A 23553-nucleotide genomic window follows, 5' to 3' on the forward strand; every position below is an offset into this window, starting at 1 on the left:
TATCTTCCCGAGTATAGTCCTGATTATAACTTAATTGAATTGGTTTGGCATTCAGCAAAAGAATATATTGCCAATCGAGTTTTCAAATCAATTGAAGAATTAGAATGTTTGTTAAATCATCTTTTAAATGAAGGAGGGTTAATTATAAAATGGGTACGAAAAATAAAAAACAAAGGCAATGCTGTTATCACAGTTTAAATGCGCAACAGCTTATCAGCAATTCTGGACATTATGGCCCGCAACTAGTGGGATATATCTTGCACCAGTACTATCACAATCGAGTGACGCAACCAAAGATTCATGAGCAGCTACTGGAATGGGGTATCGAGATATCGGTCGGTCAAATCAATTCATACCTCAGGGCAAAGATAGATGTGTTTCACACTCTCTCAGGCATCGGTTTTAGGGGCAGGATTAAAATGCTCAGAGTATGTTCACACGGATGATACCGGAGCACGACACAGTGGGAAAAATGGGTATTGCACGGTGATTGGTAATGAATGGTTTACTTTCTTTGCGAGCACCCCCCGCAAGACTCGACGCAACTTCTTATCAGTATTACAAGGCAATGCCCCGATTTATGTACTCAATCAGGATGCCCACCAATATTTAGCTTCCTATCAGTTAGCCGACAAGCATATGAACCGATTGAGCTTTGGTTCAACGGTGCTAGGGAATAGCCCTGAGCAATGGCAGGACTATTTAGAGTCGATTGGCATTGTGCAGACCAAAGTGGCACAGAGGGTCACCGAAGCCGCTCTGCTGGGTGGATTAATCGAGAGTGGCATTAACCGAAAATTGTTGATTCATGCAGGATGGAGCCAGACAGTTCAATATTCTCATTCATGGGTTGTGTTGGGTTCATGCTGAACGAATCATCCGCAAATTAGAGGGGAGTACCGCTGAGTTTCGAGAGAACATTGAGGAAGTCCAAACCCTTCTATGGGAGTACTACCAACAGCTTATTTGCCTATCAAGATCACCCGAGTGCCGAGCAAAAGGAGTACCTATCTGTTCGCTTTGATGAAATCTTTGGTCGGTGTTATCTGCACCACCCCACTCTGAGCAACGCATTGAACCAATTTAGACAAAACAAGGAGCAATTGCTCCGGGTGCTCGACTTTCCCAATATTCCTCTGCACAATAATGCCGCCTTTTCTGACATCCGAGAATTTGTGACCCGTCGAAAAATCAGTGGTGGCACTCGCTCTGAGGCCGGACTTCAAGCCAGAGATACCATGATTGGTCTGAAAAAGACCTGTCGCAAATTAGGGATTTGTTTTTGGGCGTATTTACTGTCCCGCTTGCGAGGGGATGACAAAATCCCCCCCTTACCAGATTTGATTCGACAAAAGGCTATAGAGCGTGGACTGGTGGGTAGCCCTGCCTGATAATTTGCTGATCCAATTTATCAACCAGCGATTATTGAGAAATTGCCTATTTTTTGATGATGATTTTAGATAAAAAAAATGTAATTGACTGATTTATCCACCATGACTAACCCTATGGCTATCCCATAAAGCTACGGTTTACTCGTCCAATTGCATCACTATTATGGTCAGCTTGTAGAACTTTTTTGAGCTGGTTTGGCAAGCTCAACAGAGTCGCAGTGGTAAGTACCTGGAAATAAATAAAGTTAACGTTGTCAATAATTGTCAAGGCATTGAATCCCTTTATGTTTATTTTTGCCTTGTATTAAGTTACATTTTATTAACAGTTAAATTGAATTTAATCCTACTACTTAACCGCTTAACACCATCTATAATTACAAACCCGTACAACTCCGGTAATTCCTAAATAAATTTTCAGCTTTTTGTCGGAAATCAGGCAATTTATGCCATCGCTAGATTTGCTTAGTTCAAAGAGAGACAAATTAGCTCTCCACAGGACTTACGCAATTACGCTATATATAGCGTGTCAATTCGAGGAAAAACCAAATTAATCCCTAAAGGGGAAAAACAGATAAAGTAAATGATAAGATCAAGGGAGAAACCAACTAAAAAAATAATGGGAATAAAGATTGGACAAGCTAGATTACTGTCAATATTTGTTGAGTAGCCAAAACAATTACACCATAACTAATTTGGCAGAGCATCTACCAAAAATAAGTCATGATCAAATTAACCGATATTTAAAAAACGAAAAAATTAATCCTAAGACGTTGTGGTTAAATGTCAAAGAATATATTGAAGTAGATGAAAATGGCTATCTAGTATTTGACGATACAGTTTTGGATAAAAACCATTCCCATAAAATAGAATTGGTGCGAAAACAATACAGTGGAAATACTCATAGTGTGGTTCGAGGAATAGGAGTAGTAAATTGTATATACGTTAATAGTAAAACCGGTAAGTTTTGGGTGATAGATTACCGGATATATGCTCCAGAACAGGATGGAAAAACCAAACTAGACCATGTAGAAGACATACTCATAAATTGTTTCATAAGAAACTCCCCTTTAAAAGAGTATTAATGGATAGTTGGTATGCCACTCAAAGACTAATGGCCTTAATTGATAACTGGGAAAAAATCTACTACTGTCCCTTAAAAAAGAATCGATTGGTGGATGAAACAGGAGGTAAGGAAAAATCCCAAAGAATTGACTCATTGGAGGGTCGTGAGTTAGATGTCAAACCAGGGAAATTGATTAAACTAAAAAAGTTTCCTGACCAGAAAAAGGTGAAGTTGTTTCGGGTTACTATTTCTACCAATAGAACGGAATACATTGCCACAAATGAACTAACTGCCTCAGATATTGAACAGGTAAAATCCACTTGTTCTTACCGTTGGAAAATAGAGGAGTTTCACCGGGAACTTAAACAAGCGATGCAGCGCGGTCTTGGGGAGGCAGCGCGGTCTTGGGGGTTCCCCCCATGAGCGACTGCCGTGGTTTCCCCCATGAGCGACTGCATCAAGACATTGACTGGCAGACAATCTTGTCAGTGTCGTAAATCTCGAATCCAAAGAAACCATATTGCTTGTGCTATTTTGGTGTGGAATTTTCTGAAAAGACTAGCTTACTTGACTAAATGTACAGTTTATAAAATTAAGCCCCAAAGTTTATATTCATATTTAACTAAAGAACTTAAAAAACCTTCTTTAGTTATGAATTTAGTCTGATCAGAATCTACTCCATATCTGGTGTCTTTGCGTAAGTCCTGTCTCCAGCTAAATCCGAAGTTGGAGTGACTTTTACAGAGATATGACCAGAAGACCTTAATCACTCGTTAGTACCATGACTCAATCCACAGCAAAAACCTATTCCCGTCTGAAAGTATTTCTAGCAACTACTGCGACTACTTTGGCTGGTATGCTGGCGACTACTGGTGCAGCTAATGCAGCTAGTATCACCCATACTCAGACCATTGAATGGCGACCGACAACTGTTGATAAATTTTTCATTCTCCCCAAATTCGATGAGGCTTTGGGGACTCTCGAAAGTGTCACGATTGACCTGATCGGATTTGTCCAGGGAAATGCCCGTGCGGAAAGTCAGGAAGGCGCTCCAAGTACAGTAACCTTGGATCTGGCATCTAAAATTGCCTTAATCTTGAGTGAACCTGATATTACCCTAGTTGAGGTGAAGCCCCTAGTTTTAGAACAGGTTGGTCTCTCTAGCTATGACGGTGTACTTGATTTCGCAGGATCTTCTGGAGTCACATTGCCTGAGCGTACCGCTTCGGATAGCACAAGTAATACGTTTATGTCTGGGCTAGGAAGAGTTGAAAATTATTTATTATTGCTTTTGCCATAGTGTATCAACCGAAGTTCCACTAAACTGGAAACTTCGGTTTTATGTTGTTTAGTGATTATAGTCATTTCAAATAACAATGGAACACTTTTTCGTATGAAACCCTTTTATAGCAATAAATAGTTTTCTCAATATAAATTGAAATCACTATAGCTTCCGGCAAAAGAAGCCCCACAACGAACATGCGCAGCATGAGTGTTTAAAGTTACCGTAAGATCGGGTCGCTTTTATGGTTAGTCGGTTATGGGTAAAAGGGTTAAATCTTTTGTAATAAAGCGACCCTATCTAAGGTTTCGTCTCCAGGGATGAATTTTGCACAGAGTCTTTCACTTTAGACCAATCGATGTGTTATACTGGAAATACTGACTTTCAAAGCCGTTCGCGTAGCGTGGCCAAAGGCCATAAATGCTGGAAAGTTGGTCAAACATTATTAAACAAAAGACCAAGAAAACAGAGCGGCAGCGATGCAGCGCGGTCTTGGGGAGGCAGCGCGGTCTTGGGGGTCCCCCCCATGAGCGACTGCCGTGGTTTCCCCCACTCGCGCTTTGCATCAAGAGAGGGCAGTCCGTTCTTAAAGCCCAGCGCCTCCGCGCGCAATAGCTGGATTGGCGCTTGTTGCCCACACTGAACTCAAAGAGTCAGTGTGGGAGCTGTCACTCATCTGGTAAGCATTCAGCTATCAGCTATCAGCTATGAGCCATTGGCCTGTGGCAACGCTACTGTTCGCGCAGCGTGCGCGTAGCGCAATCGATGTTTTTGAATAAAATAACCTGTTCGCGTAGCGTGAGCCTTTGGCTCAGCGCTTACGTCATCTGACCAATGAACAATGGCTAATCACTAATCACTAATCACTAATCACTAATCACGCTTTGAAGAAACTATTCCCACTCTATGGTTCCAGGAGGTTTGGAGGTAATATCATATACTACCCGATTAACTCCCTTGACTTCATTAACAATTCGGTTGGAAATAGTTTCAAGTAAGTCATAAGGTACTCGTGACCAGTCAGCGGTCATACCATCTTCACTCGAAACAAAGCGCAATACAATCGGATGAGCGTAAGTGCGCTTGTCCCCCATTACTCCCACACTGCGTATTGGGAGCAACACGGCAAAGGCTTGCCAAAAGTCGTTATACATCCCCTGTCGGTGAATTTCATCTCGAACGATGAAATCAGCATCCCGCAGAATATTCAACCGTTCTGGGGTCACTTCACCAATGATGCGAATCGCCAATCCTGGTCCGGGGAAGGGATGTCGGCGCACAATCGATTCTGGCAAGTGGAGGTCACGACCAAGTTGGCGCACTTCGTCTTTAAATAGCTTGCGTAATGGTTCTACCAGCTTGAAGCGTAGGTTTTTGGGTAAGCCTCCGACATTGTGATGGCTCTTGATTTTCACAGCTACCCGCTCACCGGTTTTGGGATCAACGTTGGTATGGGCTGATTCAATTACATCCGGATAGAGGGTACCCTGAGCTAAATAATCAAATGGACCAAGACGTTGGGATTCTTCTTCAAAGACGCGAATGAATTCGTGACCGATGTGGCGACGCTTTTCTTCTGGGTCAGTGACACCAGCAAGGCGAGCCAAAAAGCGATCGCGAGCGTTCACATACTCTACTCGAATACAAAATTCTTCCTGAAATAGCTTCACTAACTGCTCTGGCTCGCCTTTGCGCATGAAGCCTTGGTCAATAAACATACAAGTTAGTTTATCCCCAATTGCGCGATGGAGTAAGAAGGCAAGGGTAGAGGAATCTACTCCACCAGACAAAGCCAACAGAACCCGTTTTTCCCCAACCTTGGCACGCACTTCTCGAATCGCTTCCTCAATAAAAGCAGCAGTGGTCCAAGTGGGTTCACACTCGCAGATGTTGTAAACAAAGTTACGGATTAGGGCAAGACCATCGGTTGAATGCACAACCTCTGGATGGAATTGCACGCCATAAAGTTTTTTATGATAGTTAGCGATGGTCGCACAAGGGGTATTCTGAGTATGGGCAAGGACTTCAAAGCCATCTGGCAAAGTCACACAGGAATCTCCGTGGCTCATCCACATGGTTGAGTGGTCTCGCACATTGCTCAGTAACTCAGTGGGGTGATCAATGAGTAAGGCGGCTTTACCATACTCAGCTTTCTTGGCTCTGGTAACTGTTCCGCCTAGTTGTTGCACCATCAACTGCATCCCATAGCAAACCCCTAGCACGGGTATACCGAGATTCCAAATTTCTGGGTCACATAGGGGGGCTCCATCGTCATAGACGGAATTGGGACCTCCAGAGAGAATGATGCCCTGGGGATGAAGCTGCTGTAGCTGTTGAGCTGTGGTCTGATAGGATAGCACCTCGGAGTAAACGTTAGTCTCGCGAATGCGACGAGCAATCAGTTCCGAGTATTGAGAGCCGAAGTCCAGAATCACAATCATCTGGCGATTCAACTGCTCTGCTAGAGAGGCTACAGCCAATGCCTCTTTCTGGTAAGATAGTTTGTTGGTCCTTAGGGTTACTGCTGTGTTCGTCATGTTTAGTTGTGTGAATGTACGAACAGGTCGCTGCCTAGGTGTGCTTCTGGGCAGCATAAATTGATTGCTATGAACAGATAGGTTGAAAGCTGATGGTTTCCGTAAATTAATCCTTCAACGCCCCAACACTTTGATGTGGATGGTAGCGCTGGCATTAACCAGTTAGTCTGAGTCGTAGACTCTCATCGACGATACAGAACTCAATCTGTTTACGGTTATTTCAGTTTCCACTCCCACACGCACTTCATAGACCTGCCTGGCAGTGGTATGTCTGTTGACAATCTCGTGACTTCTAGTCAGAAGATTTTTCAGGGTTTCAGTCTATATGTCCTGAAATGCGAAGTTTCAGCTGATAATCAGGTTAATTTATCATACATTGGGTTCGGCTACAAGATCCGCCCGCCAATATATTAAGATTTATAAAAATTTATCACAAATTTGAAATCAATGTCCAACCTGTGGGACTGGTAACAATAATTTTGCGTCCGCGATCGAACAATACAGAGCCCACCTGGATATGCTGCTCACTGTGTTTGCGGATGTAGTCAAAGCAGCGTTGGTCAATGGTCAATGCGATCGCATGATAAACCTGATTTACCCAATCAGTGCCCTGAGTCTGATCCCATTGACGCAGACAATTGAGAGCAGCTTCAGTGGTTTGACTGCCAAATACTTGCCTGATCAGTGGGGTTGGTACTCCTAACTGCGCACAGTGAGCGGTGAGTATTTCCAGTCGTCCATCAGCTAGGTGGTGGTGAGTATGAAAAATTCCTCCTGCCAGTTTAATTAACTTACCATGATAGCCAAATAACAAAAGTTCTGGCACCTGGGAGTATCCAGCTGCTACCAACAACGGTCCGAGCCAATTGGCTGTTTTAACCAGCCGCTCGGGATTAATCCCCAAGCCTCGCGCCAAATCTAAGCCATTTTCTCCGACACAGAACACTAGTGTTGTCGAATGTGAGGAGGCTTGCTCTTTTAGCAATTTGCTGGCTTTTGCTTTTAATTCCTCCTGGTAAGCAGCTAATTGACCAGGAGCACTCAGAGGCTGGGAAATGCCAGTAGTTCCTAGTAGGGAAAGTCCTTCTACTACACCAAAGGCAGAATTAGAAGTACGCTGTGCCAACTTCCGCCCTTCCGGCAAGATAATCGTCACCTGAATTTTCTCTGACGGTGCTAGCAGACAACTCAAGTTATGGTGCAATAGTTTCTCGGCATAAGCATAGATGGCTGGTTTGCCTCCGGCATTGATTTGTCGTCCAATTCCTTCACCCCCTAATAACTGTATCGATTCAGTTTGCTCCGAGGAACCCCATTCTACGACTGCCCAAATTGGGGTATTACGGGTAAGGTCAAGGTTATCACCAGGGTTAGAGTGAGTAATAGCTAGCGCTACCCCTTCTCGAATCCTAGCCACTTGCTCAATGGGAATGTCTACGGTTTCAGGAGGGTTAATTAAGTCCACTGAAACCGTTTCCAAGGGTTGGCCGTTGCGTAACTGATGGAGGGCGGCTATTGCTGAGGCACAGGCGAATACCGGTAAGGTATATCCAGATTGAGGTAGGGACATATCAATTGGTACTTACAACTATTTCTTTTCCTAAAATGTGAGTCCGTCAGCATATTCTAGGCATTACCCGGTGACTTTGGCTTCTGAGGTCAATCTTGCCGACCTATCCCTTGCGGCTAACTACCTACTCTAGTATCGACCTTCATCAGAGCAAATACAGAGGTTACTTCGTTCCTGATAACCATTGATTGGACTTTTAGGGCGGTACTGTTCACCGAGGATAGTATAGTGGAATCTCTAAAAGGAGTAGAACTTTTAGTCAAAATCCCATTGACTTTTGTCTGTGGCGATTGCTGCCTATTGCGCCACGTGAGCATGACGATGATTTAAACATACCTTCGGTGTGTACCCATGAGTCGAAGCCTGTTACTAACACCACATGATAGCTGGCAGTGCTTCACTACTTGACCCCGCTTTATCAGTAAGCAAGTTATGTCTTACTAATAGGGGTAAGGCTGTCACTCGGATTCCGCTCCGGCTGGGCTAACACCTGCATGGTTATCAAGTTGTAAGGGCTCATGTGTCAAGGGCAGCAAATCCCCCATACCCTGATCGGGTAAGGTTTCTAGCTAACGAATCGCACCTACTCCCTACTCCCTGTTCCCTTTGCTATCAGAAAATGTCGTGATTCATCTCACCGCTATAATCTTTGATTTAGCGGTGAGATGAATCACGACTAATAAATTAACAACGGGATAGCGTTACGGTTGAAAGTATTGGTGTATCTAATTCTACTCAGAATATCTGGTTTTGATAGAATCATGTTAAAATAGGCTAATGTTGACACTAACCTACGAGTACAAGCTAGTCCCGACAAAAGATCAGATCGCAATCATTGAAGAAATGTTAGCGGTCACAAGAAAGGTTTGGAATTATGCCTTAAGGGAGAGAAAGGACTGGTATAACAGTAGAAAGTGTTCGATAAATTCTTGTTCGTTACAGCAAGAATACATCATCCCAGCGAATGCACCTTATCCGGGATACAAAGAACAGTCAGCAGGTTTAACCAAGGCTAAAAAGTCTAACCCCGAACTGAAGCGTGTTAACGCACAAGTCCTACAACAAGTGCTTAAGACACTGGACAAAGCATTTACAAGCATGAAGAATCAGGGACATGGGTTCCCACGATTCAAAAATAAGTATCGAATGCGGTCTTTTGTCTTCCCTCAGTTTAAGGCTAATCCCGTAGTCAATGATTTGATTAAATTACCTCAAATTGGGATGGTCAAGATGCGATTATCACGACCAATACCTGAGGGGTTCAAAATCAAGCAAGTGAGAGTGGTTAGACGAGCCAGTGGTTATTTTGCAATGATTGCTTTGCAGAGTGACGTAAGTGTTCCTGATACACCAGTATGGGGGCATCCACTGGGGATTGATGTTGGGTTAGATAAGTTCTTAGCAACTTCTGATGGTGAGTTAATTGAACGTCCAAAGTTTTTAACAAAACTACACGGCGAGTTGAAATTACTGCAACGTAGACTGAAGTTAAAGAAATTGGGTTCAGCGAATCGACATAAACTCAATCATAAAATTGCTAGACTACATCAAAAAATCACAGATACCCGAAAAGACTTCCACTTTAAGTTAGCTGATCATTTGTGTGACCAAGCGGGCATGATATTTGTTGTTGGCGAAGCCTGTCCGAAGGACATAGACTTAGACTTTAGAACCTGGGCAAAAGGAATGCTGAGTAAGCATACTCTTGATGCAGGTTTTGGTCAGTTCTTCAATATTCTGGCTTGGGTGTGTTGGAAACGGGGTATATATTTTGGCAAGGTCGATTATAGGTATACGAGTCAAATTTGCCCCAATTGTGGGGCACATACAGGCAAGAAAGATTTATCTGAACGACTCCACAAATGCCCTGAATGTAGTTATGAAATTCACCGAGATGTTGCAGCCGCCCAAGTGATTTGTCAACGAGGTATCGCTGCGGTCGGGCAGACCGTGGAGGAAATTGACTGTGTAGGCGTTCTGTCAGGGGTTGGTAACAACCTAGATAAGTGCCGCAAAAGCAGTAAACCTAAGTCGTGAGGTTTAGGAATCCCTCGTTATAATCTCCGATTTAACGAGGGAGCATGTCAAAGTCCCAAGGGTTTGATATAAGGCTTGATTATGTATCCAACCTACAAAACCACTGTAGAGACAGTCTCCTTCAGGGCTAGCCACAAATACATGGTGTATTAGTAAAGGATTCTTCCAAGTCCGAATGGAAATGCCATTTTTAAATGTTATATAGGTCTTGGCTCGGTGAAAATCTCTACCATGACCATCAGTCATACCTGGGACTGAGTGTAATTGTTGAATTAAGCTAGTAATAAAGTCTCCTGGTGGAGGAGGTTGTGTGATAACTGGATTCGCCCAAAATTTCTGGATTTCTGCTGCGACTAAAGGATGATTTTTGAGAGCAGCATGATGCACATTAGGTAAACAAACGAATTGACTACGAGAAAACTTGGTTGTCTCTATTGTAATCGTGCCGTCGCTACCGTGATCACTATCACCAGCTATTACTAATGTGGGAATCACTGCGCCAATGGACTCTGCTAGTTGTCGGCGGTTGATACCTAAATCCTTTGCGATACCAATACCAATGCCCAAGGGGTCAATAATTCTAGCTACATCTGCACCACCAATAGGAGAACCAATCAACACTAAGGATTCTACTTGTGACCACCAGTCTCGGTGACGGCTGAGGAGTTCTAGCCAAATTAAGCCACCCATGGAATGACCAATAATTCGGATTGGTGTCTGGGGATAAGTGACAATGGTATCTAAGACAATGTGTTCGAGTTGGTTGATTAGGGGTTCTATCCAGAGCCAAGTTTTGAACCAACCGAGATCGGGAGTAATGATGGCAGTGCGGGATGTGGCTAAGGATTGGGCAAGGCGTGCCATCGCTTTAGAGTTATCCGCCCATCCGTGTTGTGCGTATAGAAGAAAATCTGGTTTGTCGGTCATTTCCCCTAAATCTGGAATACTGGTAGTTTCTTATCGATTTTAGGTAGGGGAGGACACCATGAGTAACCAATTGTGACACTCCCTTGAGGGACACAGAATAGGCTTTGCAAGAAAAGGAATGCACCCTAACAGTTGCAGTATCACTGGATTCTTGGAAAGAGATGCTGCATAGCATTAGCTACAAGGGCTGAGGGACATATTCCGGAATAGGTATAACCTATTAAGCAGGTACACAAAATTAATTACACATTTTCCAAAACTCAAAGCCTTGCAGGGTAAAGGTTACAGAGATTTGGAGTAGGCGATTAATTCTGTGTAAGTGCTTACTCGAGTTCCCAACACTGAAAGCCCCGCGTCTAAAGACCGGGGATGAAAGTGACTAGCGACTAAAGTCGCGTAGAAGAGAATCTTGATTGATACTTGAAAGTTTTATACGATTCTGTTAGTATAAATATATATCGAAAGAGGTCGAGATTCGTTCGGGTAGCGTGACCGTTCGGGTAGCGTGACCGAAGGTCAAGGTCAAGGTCAATGATTATACTAGAGTTTAAAGCGAAAGGTAAAGAGTCCCAATATTCAGCAATAGACGAGGCGCTCCGGACGGTTAAATTCATTCGTAATAGCTGCATTCGTCTATGGTTAGACAATAAAGGGACAGGGAAAAGTGACTTTAGTAGGTATTCTAAAATCCTGGCTAAAGAGTTTCCCTTTGCTAATGAATTGAACTCTACTGCCCGTCAGGCTGCCTCTGAGAGGGCATGGTCATCGATTGTTCGCTTCTACGATAATTGCAAGAAAAAAGTCCCAGGTAAAAAGGGTTTTCCCAAGTTCCAAAAACATGCTCGGTCTGTCGAATATAAGAAGTCAGGATGGAAATTATCCCCTGACAAGAAATCAATAACGTTCACGGACAAGAAGGGGATCGGAAAGCTTAAGCTCAAAGGTACCTGGGATTTATGGCGCTTCGACAAAAAGCAAATCAACCGAGTTCGGATAGTTAAGCGAGCTGATGGGTACTACGTTCAATTTTGCGTTGCAGTTAACGTAAAAGAGGAAATAGAGTACACAGGTGAGATGATTGGGCTGGATGTAGGACTTAAAGAGTTCTATACAGATTCCAATGGTCACTCCGAACCAAATCCCCGATTTTATAGAAAAGGGGAGAAACGCTTAAAGTTTTATCAACGTCGAGTTTCTCGAAAAAAGAAAGGCTCATCCAATCGCAGGAAAGCGGTTAACAGATTAGGCAGGCAGCACCTTAAAATAAGTAGGCAACGTGAAGAACATGCTAAGAGACTGGCACGTTGCGTAATCCGGTCTAACGACCTGGTCGCCTACGAAGATTTAAGAGTTAAAAACCTGGTTAAAAACCACTGCCTTGCTAAGTCTATTAATGACGCTGGTTGGTATCAATTCAGGAAATGGTTGGAGCACTTTGGGACTAAGTTAGGCAGGGTAACTGTCGCAGTAAACCCCGCCTATACCAGTCAAAACTGCTCTGAGTGTGGCGAAACTGTCAAGAAATCCTTATCTACTAGAACTCATGCCTGTAAATGTGGGTGTGAACTTGACAGAGACCATAATGCCGCTATCAATATCCGAAATCGAGCCATAAGTACGACGGGGCACGTCGGAACTTGGGTCATAGACCCGAAGGCTTCAGGAGATCTGACCTCTACTGTTCTTGGTTCCGGCCAGGTTCAGCAAGTCGGGTCGTTGATTGAAGAATCCCCGCGCCTTTAGGCCGGGGAGTGTCAACAAAACCCTTTGAAACCCCATGATCCGGTGCAATATATGAATACTGTAGACTATCTCCGGATTAGCTTGATTGACCGCTGCAACTTCCGTTGTCAGTACTGTATGCCTCAAGGAGCAGAGCTTGACTATATCCTACGGCAAGAATTACTCACTGATCAAGAACTGCTGACTCTGGTCAAGGAGGTGTTTATCCCGGTCGGATTTAGAAAGTTTCGCCTCACGGGAGGTGAACCCCTATTGCGTCCAGGTGTAGTGGAGTTAGTCAGAGCGATCGCATCTTTACCGGAAACACAAGATTTAGCGATGACTACCAATGCCTTTTTACTGGCTGGTATGGCAAAGGAACTCTACCAGGCGGGTTTACGGCGGATTAATATTAGTCTGGACTCCCTCAATCGAGAGACATTTGACAAAATTATCGGCAATCGGGGACGTTCGCGCTGGGAACAGACTTGGGAAGGGATAAAAGCTGCCCATCAGGTTGGATTTGACCCGTTAAAGCTGAATGTGGTGGTAATTCCAGGAGTTAATGACCAGGAAGTGCTGGATTTAGCTGCTCTAACCATTCACCGCTCCTGGCACGTTAGATTTATCGAGTTTATGCCCATCGGGAACTCCCAGCTATTTGGTCAGCGGGCGTGGGTACCTTCGGAAGAATTACGGCAACGGATTCACTTACGCTGGGGTTTGATAGAATCCAGTGTCCGGGGTAATGGCCCAGCTGATGTGTTCCAGATTCCTGGTGCCAAGGGCACCCTGGGATTTATTAGTCAGATGTCAGAATGTTTTTGCGATCGCTGCAATCGGATGCGTCTATCTGCTGATGGTTGGCTGCGTCCCTGCCTACTTAATGAACAAGGTCAAGTTGACTTAAAAACTGCTCTACGCAGCGGCGTTGATACCGCTGACTTAAGAGAGCAGGTCAGACAGTTGCTGATGATTAAACCAGAAATCAATTTCAAGGAGAGAGACTCTGGTATCGATGGTTCATATACAAGGACGATGTCACAAATCGGCGGATAGTTTTTTAGGTTGCAGGTTAGCAGGTTAGCAGGTTGAAGGTTAGTCAAGTTGAAGGTTGAAGGTTAGTCAAGTTGAAGGTTGAAGGTTAGTCAAGTTGAAGGTTGCAGGTTAGTCAGGTTGAAGGTTGCAGGTTAGTCAGGTTGAAGGTTCCAGGTTACAGGTTAGCAGGTTAGCAGGTTACAGGTTACAGGTTAGCAGGTTCCAGGTTATAACCTTCAACCTACCCTACAGGAACGCCACAGGCGAACAACCTGTTAACTTTCAACCGTTGTCAACCTTCAACCTGTTAACTTTCAACCGTTGTCAACCTTCAACCTGTTAACTTTCAACCGTTGTCAACCTTCAACCTGTTAACTTTCAACCGTTGTCAACCTTCAACTCGGGTTAGACTTTCCTGGAGTAGTACTCAACCACCAGTAGCTCGTTAATTTGTAATGCCACCCATTCCCGATCAATAATCCCATTCACCTTCCCGGTGAAGGTGTTCTTATCAAACTCTAAATGGCTAGGAAGGTTTGCTAAGCCAGGAAATTCCAAGTTACGTTCTACTAGACGGCGGGATTGATCACGGTTTCTAACCGCAATCACATCGCCAGGGCGACACTGATAGCTAGGAATATTGACTACTGTACCATTTACTGTAACATGACCGTGACTCACGAGCTGACGAGCCGCTGGGATGGTACCTCCCATACCCATGCGGAAGACTGTGTTATCCAGTCGCATTTCTAGCAGTTGCAGCAAAGCTTGTCCAGTGGAACCGGTGGCTCGACGAGCTTTACGGACATAGCGAATTAACTGCTTTTCAGTCACTCCGTAGTTATAGCGCAGTTTCTGCTTTTCTTCGAGACGGATCGCATATTCTGAGCGTTTCCGACGGTTTTGACCATGTTGACCTGGGGGATAGGCACGGCGCGGCGTTTTACGACTTAAACCGGGCAAATCACCCAGACGGCGAACGACCCGCAGACGCGGGCCTCTATATCGAGCCATATAACTTCCTCTTTACTATTTTGTGTACTATCTTGACTAAAGATTTCCCAAAACTATTATCATACAATTTATTAGGGCCGTGGGCATAAGGAAATTGCCATGGGGAAGATTCCGGGCAGGTGTTAGCTCAATAGCCCTATCTACGGGAATTTCCATAGTGCAAACCACCTGAGAAGGTCAGCTATCAGCATTCAGCTATCAGCATTCAGCATTCAGCGATTGGCCTGTGGCCACGGTACTGTTCGCGCAGCGTGCGCGTAGCGCAATCGGTGCTTTTAGGTGCGACCCGTGGCGAATTTAATAATTAGATGCGGAAAGCGCACCTTTGAATAAAATAAGCTGACCGCTCAATGATTATGACACAACTACCATAAATAATCACTTCTAGGGTTATATCATGTCCGGATAATTAGTGATAAAAAACCATCTCCGATTAAACCTTATTCCTTTACTTGTGCCACATGCCTTCGATTGGGCCAAGGGTGTAAGTATTCAACCGGACATGATATTAGTGACCCAGGACGTAAGTAAAAATCAGCGGAGCTACAATTGATGCATCCGATTCAATCACGTAACTAGGGGTGTCCGTATCAAGTTTGCCCCAACTAATCTTTTCACTAGGTAGTGCGCCACTGTAGGAACCGTATGAGGTGGTACAATCGCTAATTTGGGCGAAGTAACTCCACAACTTACAGTCTTCCTTGAGATCCTGGTGGATCAGTGGCACAACGCAGATGGGAAAATCTCCAGCAATTCCACCCCCAATTTGAAAGAACCCCATGGAAAAATCTCTAGTATTTTCCTGATACCAATTCACAAGAAATACCATCAGCTCCAGACCGCTCCGCACAACATTCAAGCGACTGATATTGCCTTTGATAACTTCAGAAACAAAGGAATTTCCCAGAGTTGAATCCTCCCATCCAGGAACAAAAATAGGAATTTGTTTCTGCCATGCTGCCATCACCCATGAGTCACAAGGATCAATTTCATAAGAGTCTTTAAGCTCTTGACTTTCAATAAGTTGATAAATGAACTCGTATGGGAAAAAGCTTTTGCCAGATTGATCAGCTGCTTGCCACAGTTTCACCATATGCCGATCAATTTTCCTCATCGCTTCTTCTTCAGGGATACAGGTATCAGTAACTCGATTCATACCGGACTCAAAAAGAACCTTTTCCTCTTCTGGTTTCAGTGAACGATAATCCGGTACTCTCTTATATTGAGAGTGGGCAACCAGATTGAAGATATCCTCTTCAAGATTCGCTCCGGTACAGCAAATGGCATGTACCTTGTCTTGGCGAATCATTTCAGCCAGAGAGATACCCAGCTCTCCTGTACTCATGGCACCAGCCATAGTCAGAAACATTTTATTACCAGATTCCAGGTGTTTCACCCATCCTTCAGCCGCCTCAACACACACAGCTGCATTAAAGTGTCGAAAATTTCTCTTCATGAACTCTCGAATCATAGTTTTTCCTCCAATAGTGGGTCTTACAGTTGAGTACTTTACAGAACTATAGATAAACGTTTTAGAAACAGCAGAATCACCCATTGATAAAATGGTAAAAAAACGGAAGCAGCAGTTAGTTAACAGCCTTGATTAAAAACCTGCTAGTGCGAACTTGAACTCTCCCTCAGTTAAAGCAGGAAGAAAACAAGCTAGGAGATCAAGTCTTCATATAATTTAAAACATAGTACCGTTGGCTCCGGAGCAAAACTCCCAGGGCTGACTTTGACTATACTTAAGCCTTGATGCAGTCTCTCAGGGGGAAGCAGCTAGGGTTTTTTTCACCACCAAACACTGCTATAAAATCCTGATCTAGTAAACTAGCTTTTGACGTTTATGATTCCTCGCCACAAATTTCGTAGACAAGGAAAATAACGCCCCTAAGTTGTTTTTATCCCCGCCGCTTGTACACAAGGGGTTTCAACTGCGTTTGAGATCAAGAAATGCCTGATCACCAGCAACGGTTCTCTATTTGGTGTTGTTTTTAACAATTATCACAATCTCTTATTGTATATCAATCCGGTAACACCTGTCTTGAAGGTCACTGGTGGAGCGGACAGGGAAATAAGTGACCTCCCTCATCTGGCGTTGCTTTTGTTGTAGGATGATTGAAGGGAATGGACAGCTAGTAAGTGTTTTGCTATGGTTAGTCTAAAATCTAGAGTAGAATCGGCTGTGGGTTTGAGGCACTGATTGCCTGTTCATCCACTACTCCTACCTCAGTCCTGATACAATTAACGCCATGACAGACTTGATTAGTGAAATTTTAAGTAAAGTAGGGTCAGTTGCTCCTCAAGTACCGCCATACTTTGAGTCCCTAGAAACCTACGCTGTTAAGAAAGTTTCCGATGCTGACACTATTGATGTGATTGATGCCTCCGGAGAAGACATTACAGTGCGGTTCGTTTACATTGATGCACCAGAAACTCCTAAGGGGTGGGGTTACAAAAAACTTGAGGATAAAAATCAGGACAATGCGTTCTATCAAAGTCAATTTAAGTGGGGCAACGAAGGGAAAGACTGGGTCAAACAGTTGGTAGAAGAAAACAGGAATAAAGTTAAATTGAGAATTACCGACATCGACACTCGCTACAATCGTAGAATTGGCGAAGTTTACTTATTGGATGGCACGTTTATTCAGCATAGTTTAGTAAAAGAAGGATTAGCACTGATTTATTACGATTATTTTAGTAAGTGCCCTCGTGAGATGGCTATTTCCCTTCTGTTGGCAGAGGCAGATGCGGAACGCCAAGGAAAAGGGTTATGGCAAGAACCGAAGTCCGGATTTATCGAGCCTTGGTTGTTTCGTCCCCTTAAGAAAAAGCAAAAAGCCCTACTTGCAGACCCAGATGAATATCAGCAGCTTACAGAAAAAATTCAAACCCTCTGTGAAGACCTAGAAGCTGGAAATCTTACTAAAGATCAGTTTGAGGATACCTTTAAGCAGACGCTGAAGTAATATAGCAGTTCTCAATTGGTTGAGGTACTTTTGTTCTGGGTTTTAGGGAGTAGGGAGTAGGAAGTAGGGAGTAGGGTTAAGAACATTGAATGTAGGTCATATAGCCATTGGCAGATAAGTTAATTAATAAAATTGGACAAAAAAGATACAGTCCACTTATATATTGGCAATAATCAATACTTAGGTTGAATGCCAACTGCTCTATTCCCTATTCCCTATTCCCTATTCCCTATTCCCTATTCCCTATTCCGAAGTTACCTAAAAACTTTTATATCCAAAATATTAGCATAATTAAGGGCAAAAAAAGGATTAACTTAGAAACCGCTCCAGCTCCAGATGTAGTATAAATTGATATTACCAGTAGTTCTATGAACCGTTTGGCAGTATAGCACTACGCATTAAGATTAGGACATTTATAAACTCCGAAACCTAGTCCTAGCTTACTTTTGAATTCTGACTTCTCACTTCTGACGCTAAGCGTAGCGCTATATATGCCGAGTTAGGGGTTTCAGAAGTTTGGCATTATGATGGTGAATCTTTTGAGATTTATCAGTTACGAGATCGAGAATATAGTCAATAAAGTTTGGCTTTTCCTGGTTTACCTATAGGGGAAATTGAGGGATTTTTAGCAGAGGTGGACACCAAAGATTATTTGCAGTTGGTAGCAGAATTTCGGAATTGGGTGAGGAAGGGTTAAACTCGTCTAAATTCTCAACATCCCCTTTGAGATCAGAAGATGTTGAGGAACGTTTCTAAAGCATTAGATTGCAGAGTCTAAGCAACCGTGCCAGTAATAGAGTATTGTCCTAAGCTGCCGTAATCACTGTATCCGGTAGCTAAGTTTCCTTGACCCGTACCATCAATGCTTAGATAATACTGCCCTGGACTGAGATCAAGATTAAAGCTAGCGGACAGAGAACCGATGGGATTAGAAGAGCTAATCAGTTGACCGGAAGCATTATATAGCTTAGCCAGAATGTCTAAATTAGGTCCTCGCTCAAAAGGCTTAATATCTAGGGCTATGTTGCCCGTTGTTGAATTGAACTCAAACCAGTCAATGTCGTTATTTTTTTCAATGATGCCATAATTTTCCACCTGACCATCATTGATCGATAGCGCTGCTGCACTGGTTAGCTGGTTACTATAATCGTCCCGGCGATAGCCAAAACCATTTTGCCCAGTGATGATGTCTAGGTCATCTTCTTGGTTGCTGGCACCGGTATACTCACCTTTGCTCCATTGACTGAGATTTCGATCGTTGCCCTCTCCCATAATAGGAGCCCACCCGGTTTCGACACTGCCATTGCCATGACCATAGTAGTAGTCGTTGGTGGAATCACCCTCATGAGACAAACCCAAGGTATGACCTACCTCATGGCTAATAGCTTCAGCCACCGATTTCTCACTGCCTCCAGCGCGATTCTCTGAAAAAATAAAGGCGGGGGTATCACTGTCCCAGTTGAATGAATCCATATAAGCCAAACCACCGGTACCTTTTTGATACCAGGAACCATCTCCCCCAATGACAACGCGAATGCCCCATTGGGAATCACTACCGCTGGTTTTTTTGAGTTGGTCATCGGAAGGTTGGGCAGTAGTCACATTCACATCAAAGGGACTAAAGTCTTCTGCCACCCGTTGCCAAATGCGCCAAATAGTCTCTCTCTCAGCAGTGGAGAAATTGGAAGTATTCCCATCCGTGTCATAGGCAGGGGTCACAATGGAACTCCCGAAGTTCTTGTTCCATGAGGTACCTGTGGTAGTATGACCATCAAAGTCAAGGTAGATAATGTGGTCTGCCTCTAAGTTACTGTTGAGGGAAAAGACTTGGTTCGGGCTCAAGGGCTGATAGGTATTTGGTTTGCTAGTTCCAGACAACTCTAAATTATAGGAAACAATTCCATTGCTACTAGGAGCGTAGCGTTTTACCTGGGCAAAGTAAGTGCCACTGGTAGCACTGTAGTTGATAACATCGTTAGCATTGCCACCCTGTAAAGAGCTAGCCACTTGTTGGTCGCCCAAGTCAAAGATGCCATTGTTGTTAGTGTCCCGGTAGAGTCTGAGGTTAGCATCATCTCCCGCACTGATATTGTGTAGATTTAGGTTAATTTGACGGTTGTTTGAGACCCTAAACTTAAACACATCAGTGGCGTCTGAGGTAGTGAGTGTGTACCGATTGCGGCTGATGGGATTGCCGCTGAAAGTGCCTAAATTGAAAGTACCCATGATTAACTACTTGTTTCTTTTCTGTGAAAAGCACTGTAAATTAGCCCAAAAACTGGATTTTACTGGCGCTTTCCTACATCTACAGGGTAATAAACCACACCTAGTTTTTTAAGATTTGTAAGCAAAGTTTATCAGCTCTTAATTTTGAACGAAATTAGCTGAATTATCACAGCGGTCAGAGCTGATTGGTAAAAGAAGCTATAACCATGGCGCTGAAAGGCTTTCAATAATTCGGGCGCTTGTGCACGCCCTGTTCCCGGAAATCCATGTCTGTCAAAGGATTTGAGCTCTTTATATTTACTTTATAAATTAGCTCTGCTGGATTACTCTAAATTCTCAACATCCCCTTTGAGTCCGGAAAATGTTGAGGCAATGTTGAGGAAAGTTTCTAAGCCTAGTCGCTCTAAAGCCCAACGGTCAACTCTCCTACTATAGCTATAGTGGTCTACCGGATCCTAACAACTTTCATAATCAGGGTGCGGAAAAGGTTATTTAAAACGGTTGGAATCAATACCATAATATCTTCTATGGTCAGCCAGGTTTATAGCTTATAATCCCCTCTTTCAAATAGTTTTAAATCATAATTATTACTTTTCAATTGTTCAATAAAAGTAGATCCTTGAGTTTCAGTAAGTTCATGTAGGGTGGGCAGTGCACCAGACAGATCAGATCAGCTGTTAATAGGCTTGATAGGCACTGCCCACCTAGGATTCATGACTTTCAACTTTCAACTTTCAACTTTCAACAAACGTTCAGACTGCCATGCCCCGTTCCACAGCGGGTCGCTGCTGCATTGTCTCGACCCAGCGTTTGAGGTGGGGATGGTTATCTAGGGTGACTCCCAAATAGTCATAGGCAGCTACCCAAGGATAGGTAGCTATGTCGGCAATGGAGTAATCTCCAACAATGAATTCTTGTTTTGCTAATTGCTGATCTAAGACACCAAACAGACGTAGGGTTTCTTTTTCATAGCGATCGATAGCATAGGGAATCTGTTCTGGAGCAAAGCGTCGGAAGTGACTCAGTTGACCAAACATTGGTCCAACGCTTGCCATCTGGAACATCAACCATTCAATCACTTGTATTCTTGCTGCTGTATCGGTTGGCAACAACTTGCCTGTCTTTTCTGCTAAATAAATTAGGATTGCTCCTGACTCGAAAACTTTTATACCAGTATCCTGGTCAATGATAGCAGGAATTTTACTATTGGGATTGATTGCTACATATTCGGGAGTAAACTGTTCTCCCTTTGCTATGTTAATTGTGTGAACGGTGTAGGGAAGTCCTACTTCTTCGAGCATGATAGCAGGTTTGCGTCCGTTAGGCGTGGAAAAGGTATATAGATCAATCATGATTATTTTATAGGAACTCTCAATTGGGTGATGGACTTTATTTCTGGATTTTAGGGAGTAGGGAGTAGGGAGTAGGGAGTAGTGGTAATAAATTAAATTTACCTGATAAGTATGCTCAACAGTATGAGCAACGCGCTGATCTAAATTCCTCCCTGAATTTCTCCCTGATTTTATCTAAGTGCGTGCCACAATTTTTGACTCTATAAAGGTAATTTGTAATGGGCAATTAGCTATTACAAATAAAGTTTTCCCGATTACCCATTACCGATTACCCATTATCCGAGAATCGTTATCACATCCTTAAACATAAATGAGATTAGTTAGGGCATTAATTTTGTCAACTAGAGTCGGTTTACGCACAAGACCTTCCAACCGCTCAACTACTTTACCTTGGTTGAATAAAAATAGGGAAGGAATTGCTTCAATGTGATAGTGGCTGGCTAGTTGTTCGTAGTCATCAACATTTAATTTGCCTACTTTGACAACCCCATCAAATTCTGTGGCTAATTCAGTGACGATTGGATTCATTACCCGACAAGGTCCACACCATGGTGCCCAAAAATCTACTATGACTGGAATGGAACTGTTGAGGATTTCGGTTTCAAAGTTATCGTCATTTAGGGTAATATATTTGGCTGTTTCTGACATAGTTTAATTCCTCCTAAACTAGGAATGATTGTTGAGTGTTGACTGACAGTTATCAGCTATCAGCGCGTCGCGTATCAGCTTAAGCGCTACGCCCACGCTACTTGAGGTGCTATCAGCTATCAGCTTAAGCGCTACGCCCACGCTACTTGAGGTGCTATCAGCTATCAGCTATGAGTCATTGACCGTAGGCCAGGCTAATTGAGGTGCTACTTGAGGTGCTAATGCGCTACGCCCACGCTACTTGAGGTGCTTTTGAATAAAACAGGTAAGCATTGGTTTAATCTGAGTTACTTGAGCTTTTAGCTGACGGCTGACGGCTGACGGCTTAATGCTTACGATTTTTATTGAGCTACTTATACCGCTACAGCCAGGGTTTGTAATGCGCTGACAATCTCTTCTGGGTCAAGTCGCTTGGTGTAATCTAGGTCAACTAAGGCATGGGTGATGGTTCCATCGGGATTAATTACATAGGTGGCGGCAATGGGTAATTCAAAGGTTTCATCACCGTTGTGGGCAGGTAAATCAATGCCAAAGTTTTGGTAAACTGGTCGGAGTTCTTCTGGTACGGTAAAGACTAGACCAAACTCTTTGGCAATCTTATTCCCAACATCGCTTAGTACTTCAAAGGTTAGGTGGTTTTTCTCTGTAGTGGACAGGGAATTATCGGGAGTTTGAGGGGAAATAGCGACTAGGGTTGCACCTAATTTCTGAATTTCTGGTAAGAATTGCTGCAATGCTCGTAATTCTAAGTTGCAGTAAGGACACCACTGACCCCGGTAGAAGGAAATTACTACGGCTCCGGTGGCTAGTAGGTCTTGCAATTCTACCAGTTTACCTACAGCATTAGGCAGGGTAAAGTTAGGGGATTTGTCGCCAACATTGAGGCTATTGTCTACAATGCCAGAATTAGCGAGGTCTTCTCCTGCTTTTGCCATGATGAGTTTGGCTTCTTCTGGTTGCTGAGCGCGAAGCTGGGTATTTAGGTTAATCAAGTCTTGGCTTAAGGTCATGATTTACTCCTAGTTAGGTTATATTTGAACAATCGTTCCAATTAAGAGCAAAAAAAATTACTCTGTCAATTTACTGTCTCAATTTACTCTGTCAATCGAGAACGGAAAGTATGACCTTGACAATAGCTCTTAGGGTTTCTGGGTCTGGGTTGACTTTGGAGATAACCCGCAACCCTTGTATACTACTGGTGAAATATTGGGCTAATGCCTGAAGGTCATGGTTGGTTGTGATTTCCCCTTGCTCCCTTGCTGTGGATAAGGCTTTTTTAAAGGCGTTTTCCACTGAGCGCAGATTAGCAGCAATCCGGGATTTAGTCTGTGGATCGTGGGGACACAGTTCAACAGCGGTGTTGGTGAGCAAGCAGCCTCGATGGTCTTTATCGTCTACAGCCCCTTCGATCAGGTTGTAGAAAAAGTCGATAATGGCTTGCTTTGAGGCTGTGGGTGCTTCTAGGGATGCGATCGCATTTTTTACACAGGTATCATTGTAATGAGCGATCGCAGCCATGAATAGGGAACGTTTGTCACCAAAGGTGTCGTATAGACTGCCTCGGTTAATCCCCATGCTTTTGACCAAGTCCTGCATTGAGGTTCCTTCATAGCCATAAAGCCAAAAGGTTTCCATGGCTTTTTCTAGAACATCTTCTGGGTCAAAGGTTTTGTGCCTTGCCATCACCTTTGCTTAACTCGTATCTTTACTATAACAATTCTGGAACGATTGGTCAAGTAATCCAGTTGCTTCGCTGACACTGCTGGGATTTGCAGTA

19 protein-coding genes and 1 pseudogene are annotated in these 23553 nt (G+C 43.6%); 9 read left to right on the forward strand and 11 right to left on the reverse strand.

Annotated features, from left to right (window positions below):
- The 3 genes from F6K64_RS30535 to F6K64_RS30545 all read left to right on the forward strand — a co-directional run.
- Positions 1-198: transposase (locus F6K64_RS30535; protein ID WP_287265468.1), on the forward strand; the 198-nt coding region annotated here is incomplete at its 5' end.
- 174 nt (positions 199-372) lie between these two features.
- Positions 373-870, forward strand: a complete 498-nt coding sequence (locus F6K64_RS30540; RefSeq protein ID WP_048815169.1) for a hypothetical protein — start codon at positions 373-375, stop codon at positions 868-870.
- A gap of 50 nt (positions 871-920) precedes the next feature.
- Positions 921-1391: an IS66 family transposase gene (locus F6K64_RS30545; RefSeq protein WP_008179902.1), complete on the forward strand. Its 471-nt coding sequence runs from the start codon at positions 921-923 to the stop codon at positions 1389-1391.
- A 118-nt stretch (positions 1392-1509) separates the two neighbouring features.
- Here the strand turns inward: F6K64_RS30545 and F6K64_RS30550 are convergent, their stop codons facing one another.
- Positions 1510-1659, reverse strand: a complete 150-nt coding sequence (locus F6K64_RS30550; RefSeq protein ID WP_154659681.1) for a hypothetical protein — start codon at positions 1657-1659, stop codon at positions 1510-1512.
- 361 nt (positions 1660-2020) lie between these two features.
- Here F6K64_RS30550 and F6K64_RS30555 point away from each other — a divergent pair.
- Together F6K64_RS30555 and F6K64_RS30560 are read left to right on the forward strand one after the other, a co-directional pair.
- Positions 2021-3120, forward strand: a pseudogene (locus F6K64_RS30555) (IS701 family transposase).
- Positions 3121-3235: 115 nt separating this feature from the next.
- On the forward strand, positions 3236-3754 hold the full coding sequence (locus F6K64_RS30560; protein ID WP_008179897.1) for a choice-of-anchor E domain-containing protein: 519 nt from the start codon (positions 3236-3238) through the stop codon (positions 3752-3754).
- An 875-nt stretch (positions 3755-4629) separates the two neighbouring features.
- Here F6K64_RS30560 and guaA read toward each other — a convergent pair.
- Together guaA and cbiD are read right to left on the reverse strand one after the other, a co-directional pair.
- Entirely contained in the window at positions 4630-6273 is a 1644-nt protein-coding gene (gene guaA / locus F6K64_RS30565) for a glutamine-hydrolyzing GMP synthase (protein ID WP_008179893.1), read from the reverse strand.
- A gap of 430 nt (positions 6274-6703) precedes the next feature.
- A complete protein-coding gene (gene cbiD / locus F6K64_RS30570; protein ID WP_008179892.1) occupies positions 6704-7843 on the reverse strand; it encodes a cobalt-precorrin-5B (C(1))-methyltransferase CbiD in 1140 nt (379 codons plus the stop codon).
- A 777-nt stretch (positions 7844-8620) separates the two neighbouring features.
- On the opposite strand from cbiD, the gene F6K64_RS30575 reads away from it, so the two are divergent.
- Complete coding sequence (locus F6K64_RS30575) at positions 8621-9880, forward strand: RNA-guided endonuclease InsQ/TnpB family protein (RefSeq protein ID WP_008179890.1); 1260 nt, start codon at positions 8621-8623, stop codon at positions 9878-9880.
- Between the two features lie 3 nt (positions 9881-9883).
- Here F6K64_RS30575 and F6K64_RS30580 read toward each other — a convergent pair whose 3' ends face one another.
- A complete protein-coding gene (locus F6K64_RS30580; protein WP_008179887.1) occupies positions 9884-10807 on the reverse strand; it encodes an alpha/beta hydrolase in 924 nt (307 codons plus the stop codon).
- 531 nt (positions 10808-11338) lie between these two features.
- Between F6K64_RS30580 and F6K64_RS30585 the strand changes: the two genes are divergently transcribed.
- Positions 11339-12550, forward strand: a complete 1212-nt coding sequence (locus F6K64_RS30585; RefSeq protein WP_008179885.1) for an RNA-guided endonuclease InsQ/TnpB family protein — start codon at positions 11339-11341, stop codon at positions 12548-12550.
- A 51-nt stretch (positions 12551-12601) separates the two neighbouring features.
- The gene (gene moaA, locus F6K64_RS30590; RefSeq protein ID WP_008179882.1) at positions 12602-13588 is read left to right on the forward strand and encodes a GTP 3',8-cyclase MoaA; all 987 of its coding nucleotides are present in this window, start codon (positions 12602-12604) and stop codon (positions 13586-13588) included.
- A 384-nt stretch (positions 13589-13972) separates the two neighbouring features.
- Here moaA and rpsD read toward each other — a convergent pair whose 3' ends face one another.
- Together rpsD and F6K64_RS30600 are read right to left on the reverse strand one after the other, a co-directional pair.
- The gene (gene rpsD, locus F6K64_RS30595) at positions 13973-14581 is read right to left on the reverse strand and encodes a 30S ribosomal protein S4 (protein ID WP_008179879.1); all 609 of its coding nucleotides are present in this window, start codon (positions 14579-14581) and stop codon (positions 13973-13975) included.
- A gap of 508 nt (positions 14582-15089) precedes the next feature.
- Positions 15090-16052 carry a deoxyhypusine synthase family protein gene (locus F6K64_RS30600; protein ID WP_287251123.1) on the reverse strand — a complete coding sequence of 321 codons (963 nt, stop codon included), beginning with the start codon at positions 16050-16052 and terminating at the stop codon, positions 15090-15092.
- Between the two features lie 781 nt (positions 16053-16833).
- Here F6K64_RS30600 and F6K64_RS30605 point away from each other — a divergent pair.
- A complete protein-coding gene (locus tag F6K64_RS30605; protein ID WP_008179877.1) occupies positions 16834-17550 on the forward strand; it encodes a thermonuclease family protein in 717 nt (238 codons plus the stop codon).
- Between the two features lie 774 nt (positions 17551-18324).
- On the opposite strand, the gene F6K64_RS30610 is transcribed toward F6K64_RS30605, so the two are convergent.
- The 5 genes from F6K64_RS30610 to F6K64_RS30630 all read right to left on the reverse strand — a co-directional run bounded on the left by F6K64_RS30610 (position 18325) and on the right by F6K64_RS30630 (position 23459).
- Positions 18325-19776, reverse strand: a complete 1452-nt coding sequence (locus F6K64_RS30610) for a pre-peptidase C-terminal domain-containing protein (RefSeq protein ID WP_008179870.1) — start codon at positions 19774-19776, stop codon at positions 18325-18327.
- A 752-nt stretch (positions 19777-20528) separates the two neighbouring features.
- Positions 20529-21128: a glutathione binding-like protein gene (locus F6K64_RS30615; protein WP_008179868.1), complete on the reverse strand. Its 600-nt coding sequence runs from the start codon at positions 21126-21128 to the stop codon at positions 20529-20531.
- A 300-nt stretch (positions 21129-21428) separates the two neighbouring features.
- Positions 21429-21776 carry a thioredoxin gene (gene trxA, locus F6K64_RS30620; protein WP_008179866.1) on the reverse strand — a complete coding sequence of 116 codons (348 nt, stop codon included), beginning with the start codon at positions 21774-21776 and terminating at the stop codon, positions 21429-21431.
- Positions 21777-22129: 353 nt separating this feature from the next.
- The gene (locus F6K64_RS30625; RefSeq protein WP_008179864.1) at positions 22130-22786 is read right to left on the reverse strand and encodes a peroxiredoxin-like family protein; all 657 of its coding nucleotides are present in this window, start codon (positions 22784-22786) and stop codon (positions 22130-22132) included.
- Between the two features lie 91 nt (positions 22787-22877).
- On the reverse strand, positions 22878-23459 hold the full coding sequence (locus tag F6K64_RS30630) for a TetR/AcrR family transcriptional regulator (RefSeq protein WP_008179862.1): 582 nt from the start codon (positions 23457-23459) through the stop codon (positions 22878-22880).
- Between the last annotated feature and the right edge of the window lie 94 nt (positions 23460-23553).

The sequence above is a fragment of the Moorena sp. SIO3A2 genome (assembly GCF_010672265.1).
Classification (GTDB): domain Bacteria; phylum Cyanobacteriota; class Cyanobacteriia; order Cyanobacteriales; family Coleofasciculaceae; genus Moorena; species Moorena producens.

What these genes read in the sequence shown, in the direction of transcription:
- moaA (WP_008179882.1), top strand. Translation starts at nt 12,602, where the DNA reads ATGAATACTGTAGACTATCTCCGGATTAGCTTGATTGACCGCTGCAAC.
- rpsD (WP_008179879.1), bottom strand. Translation starts at nt 14,581, where the DNA reads ATGGCTCGATATAGAGGCCCGCGTCTGCGGGTCGTTCGCCGTCTGGGT.
- trxA (WP_008179866.1), bottom strand. Translation starts at nt 21,776, where the DNA reads ATGTCAGAAACAGCCAAATATATTACCCTAAATGACGATAACTTTGAA.
- F6K64_RS30585 (WP_008179885.1), top strand. Translation starts at nt 11,339, where the DNA reads ATGATTATACTAGAGTTTAAAGCGAAAGGTAAAGAGTCCCAATATTCA.
- F6K64_RS30605 (WP_008179877.1), top strand. Translation starts at nt 16,834, where the DNA reads ATGACAGACTTGATTAGTGAAATTTTAAGTAAAGTAGGGTCAGTTGCT.
- F6K64_RS30575 (WP_008179890.1), top strand. Translation starts at nt 8,621, where the DNA reads ATGTTGACACTAACCTACGAGTACAAGCTAGTCCCGACAAAAGATCAG.
- F6K64_RS30600 (WP_287251123.1), bottom strand. Translation starts at nt 16,052, where the DNA reads ATGATTCGAGAGTTCATGAAGAGAAATTTTCGACACTTTAATGCAGCT.
- F6K64_RS30625 (WP_008179864.1), bottom strand. Translation starts at nt 22,786, where the DNA reads ATGACCTTAAGCCAAGACTTGATTAACCTAAATACCCAGCTTCGCGCT.
- F6K64_RS30540 (WP_048815169.1), top strand. Translation starts at nt 373, where the DNA reads ATGTGTTTCACACTCTCTCAGGCATCGGTTTTAGGGGCAGGATTAAAA.
- F6K64_RS30630 (WP_008179862.1), bottom strand. Translation starts at nt 23,459, where the DNA reads ATGGCAAGGCACAAAACCTTTGACCCAGAAGATGTTCTAGAAAAAGCC.
- F6K64_RS30580 (WP_008179887.1), bottom strand. Translation starts at nt 10,807, where the DNA reads ATGACCGACAAACCAGATTTTCTTCTATACGCACAACACGGATGGGCG.
- F6K64_RS30560 (WP_008179897.1), top strand. Translation starts at nt 3,236, where the DNA reads ATGACTCAATCCACAGCAAAAACCTATTCCCGTCTGAAAGTATTTCTA.
- cbiD (WP_008179892.1), bottom strand. Translation starts at nt 7,843, where the DNA reads ATGTCCCTACCTCAATCTGGATATACCTTACCGGTATTCGCCTGTGCC.
- guaA (WP_008179893.1), bottom strand. Translation starts at nt 6,273, where the DNA reads ATGACGAACACAGCAGTAACCCTAAGGACCAACAAACTATCTTACCAG.
- F6K64_RS30610 (WP_008179870.1), bottom strand. Translation starts at nt 19,776, where the DNA reads ATGGGTACTTTCAATTTAGGCACTTTCAGCGGCAATCCCATCAGCCGC.
- F6K64_RS30615 (WP_008179868.1), bottom strand. Translation starts at nt 21,128, where the DNA reads ATGATTGATCTATATACCTTTTCCACGCCTAACGGACGCAAACCTGCT.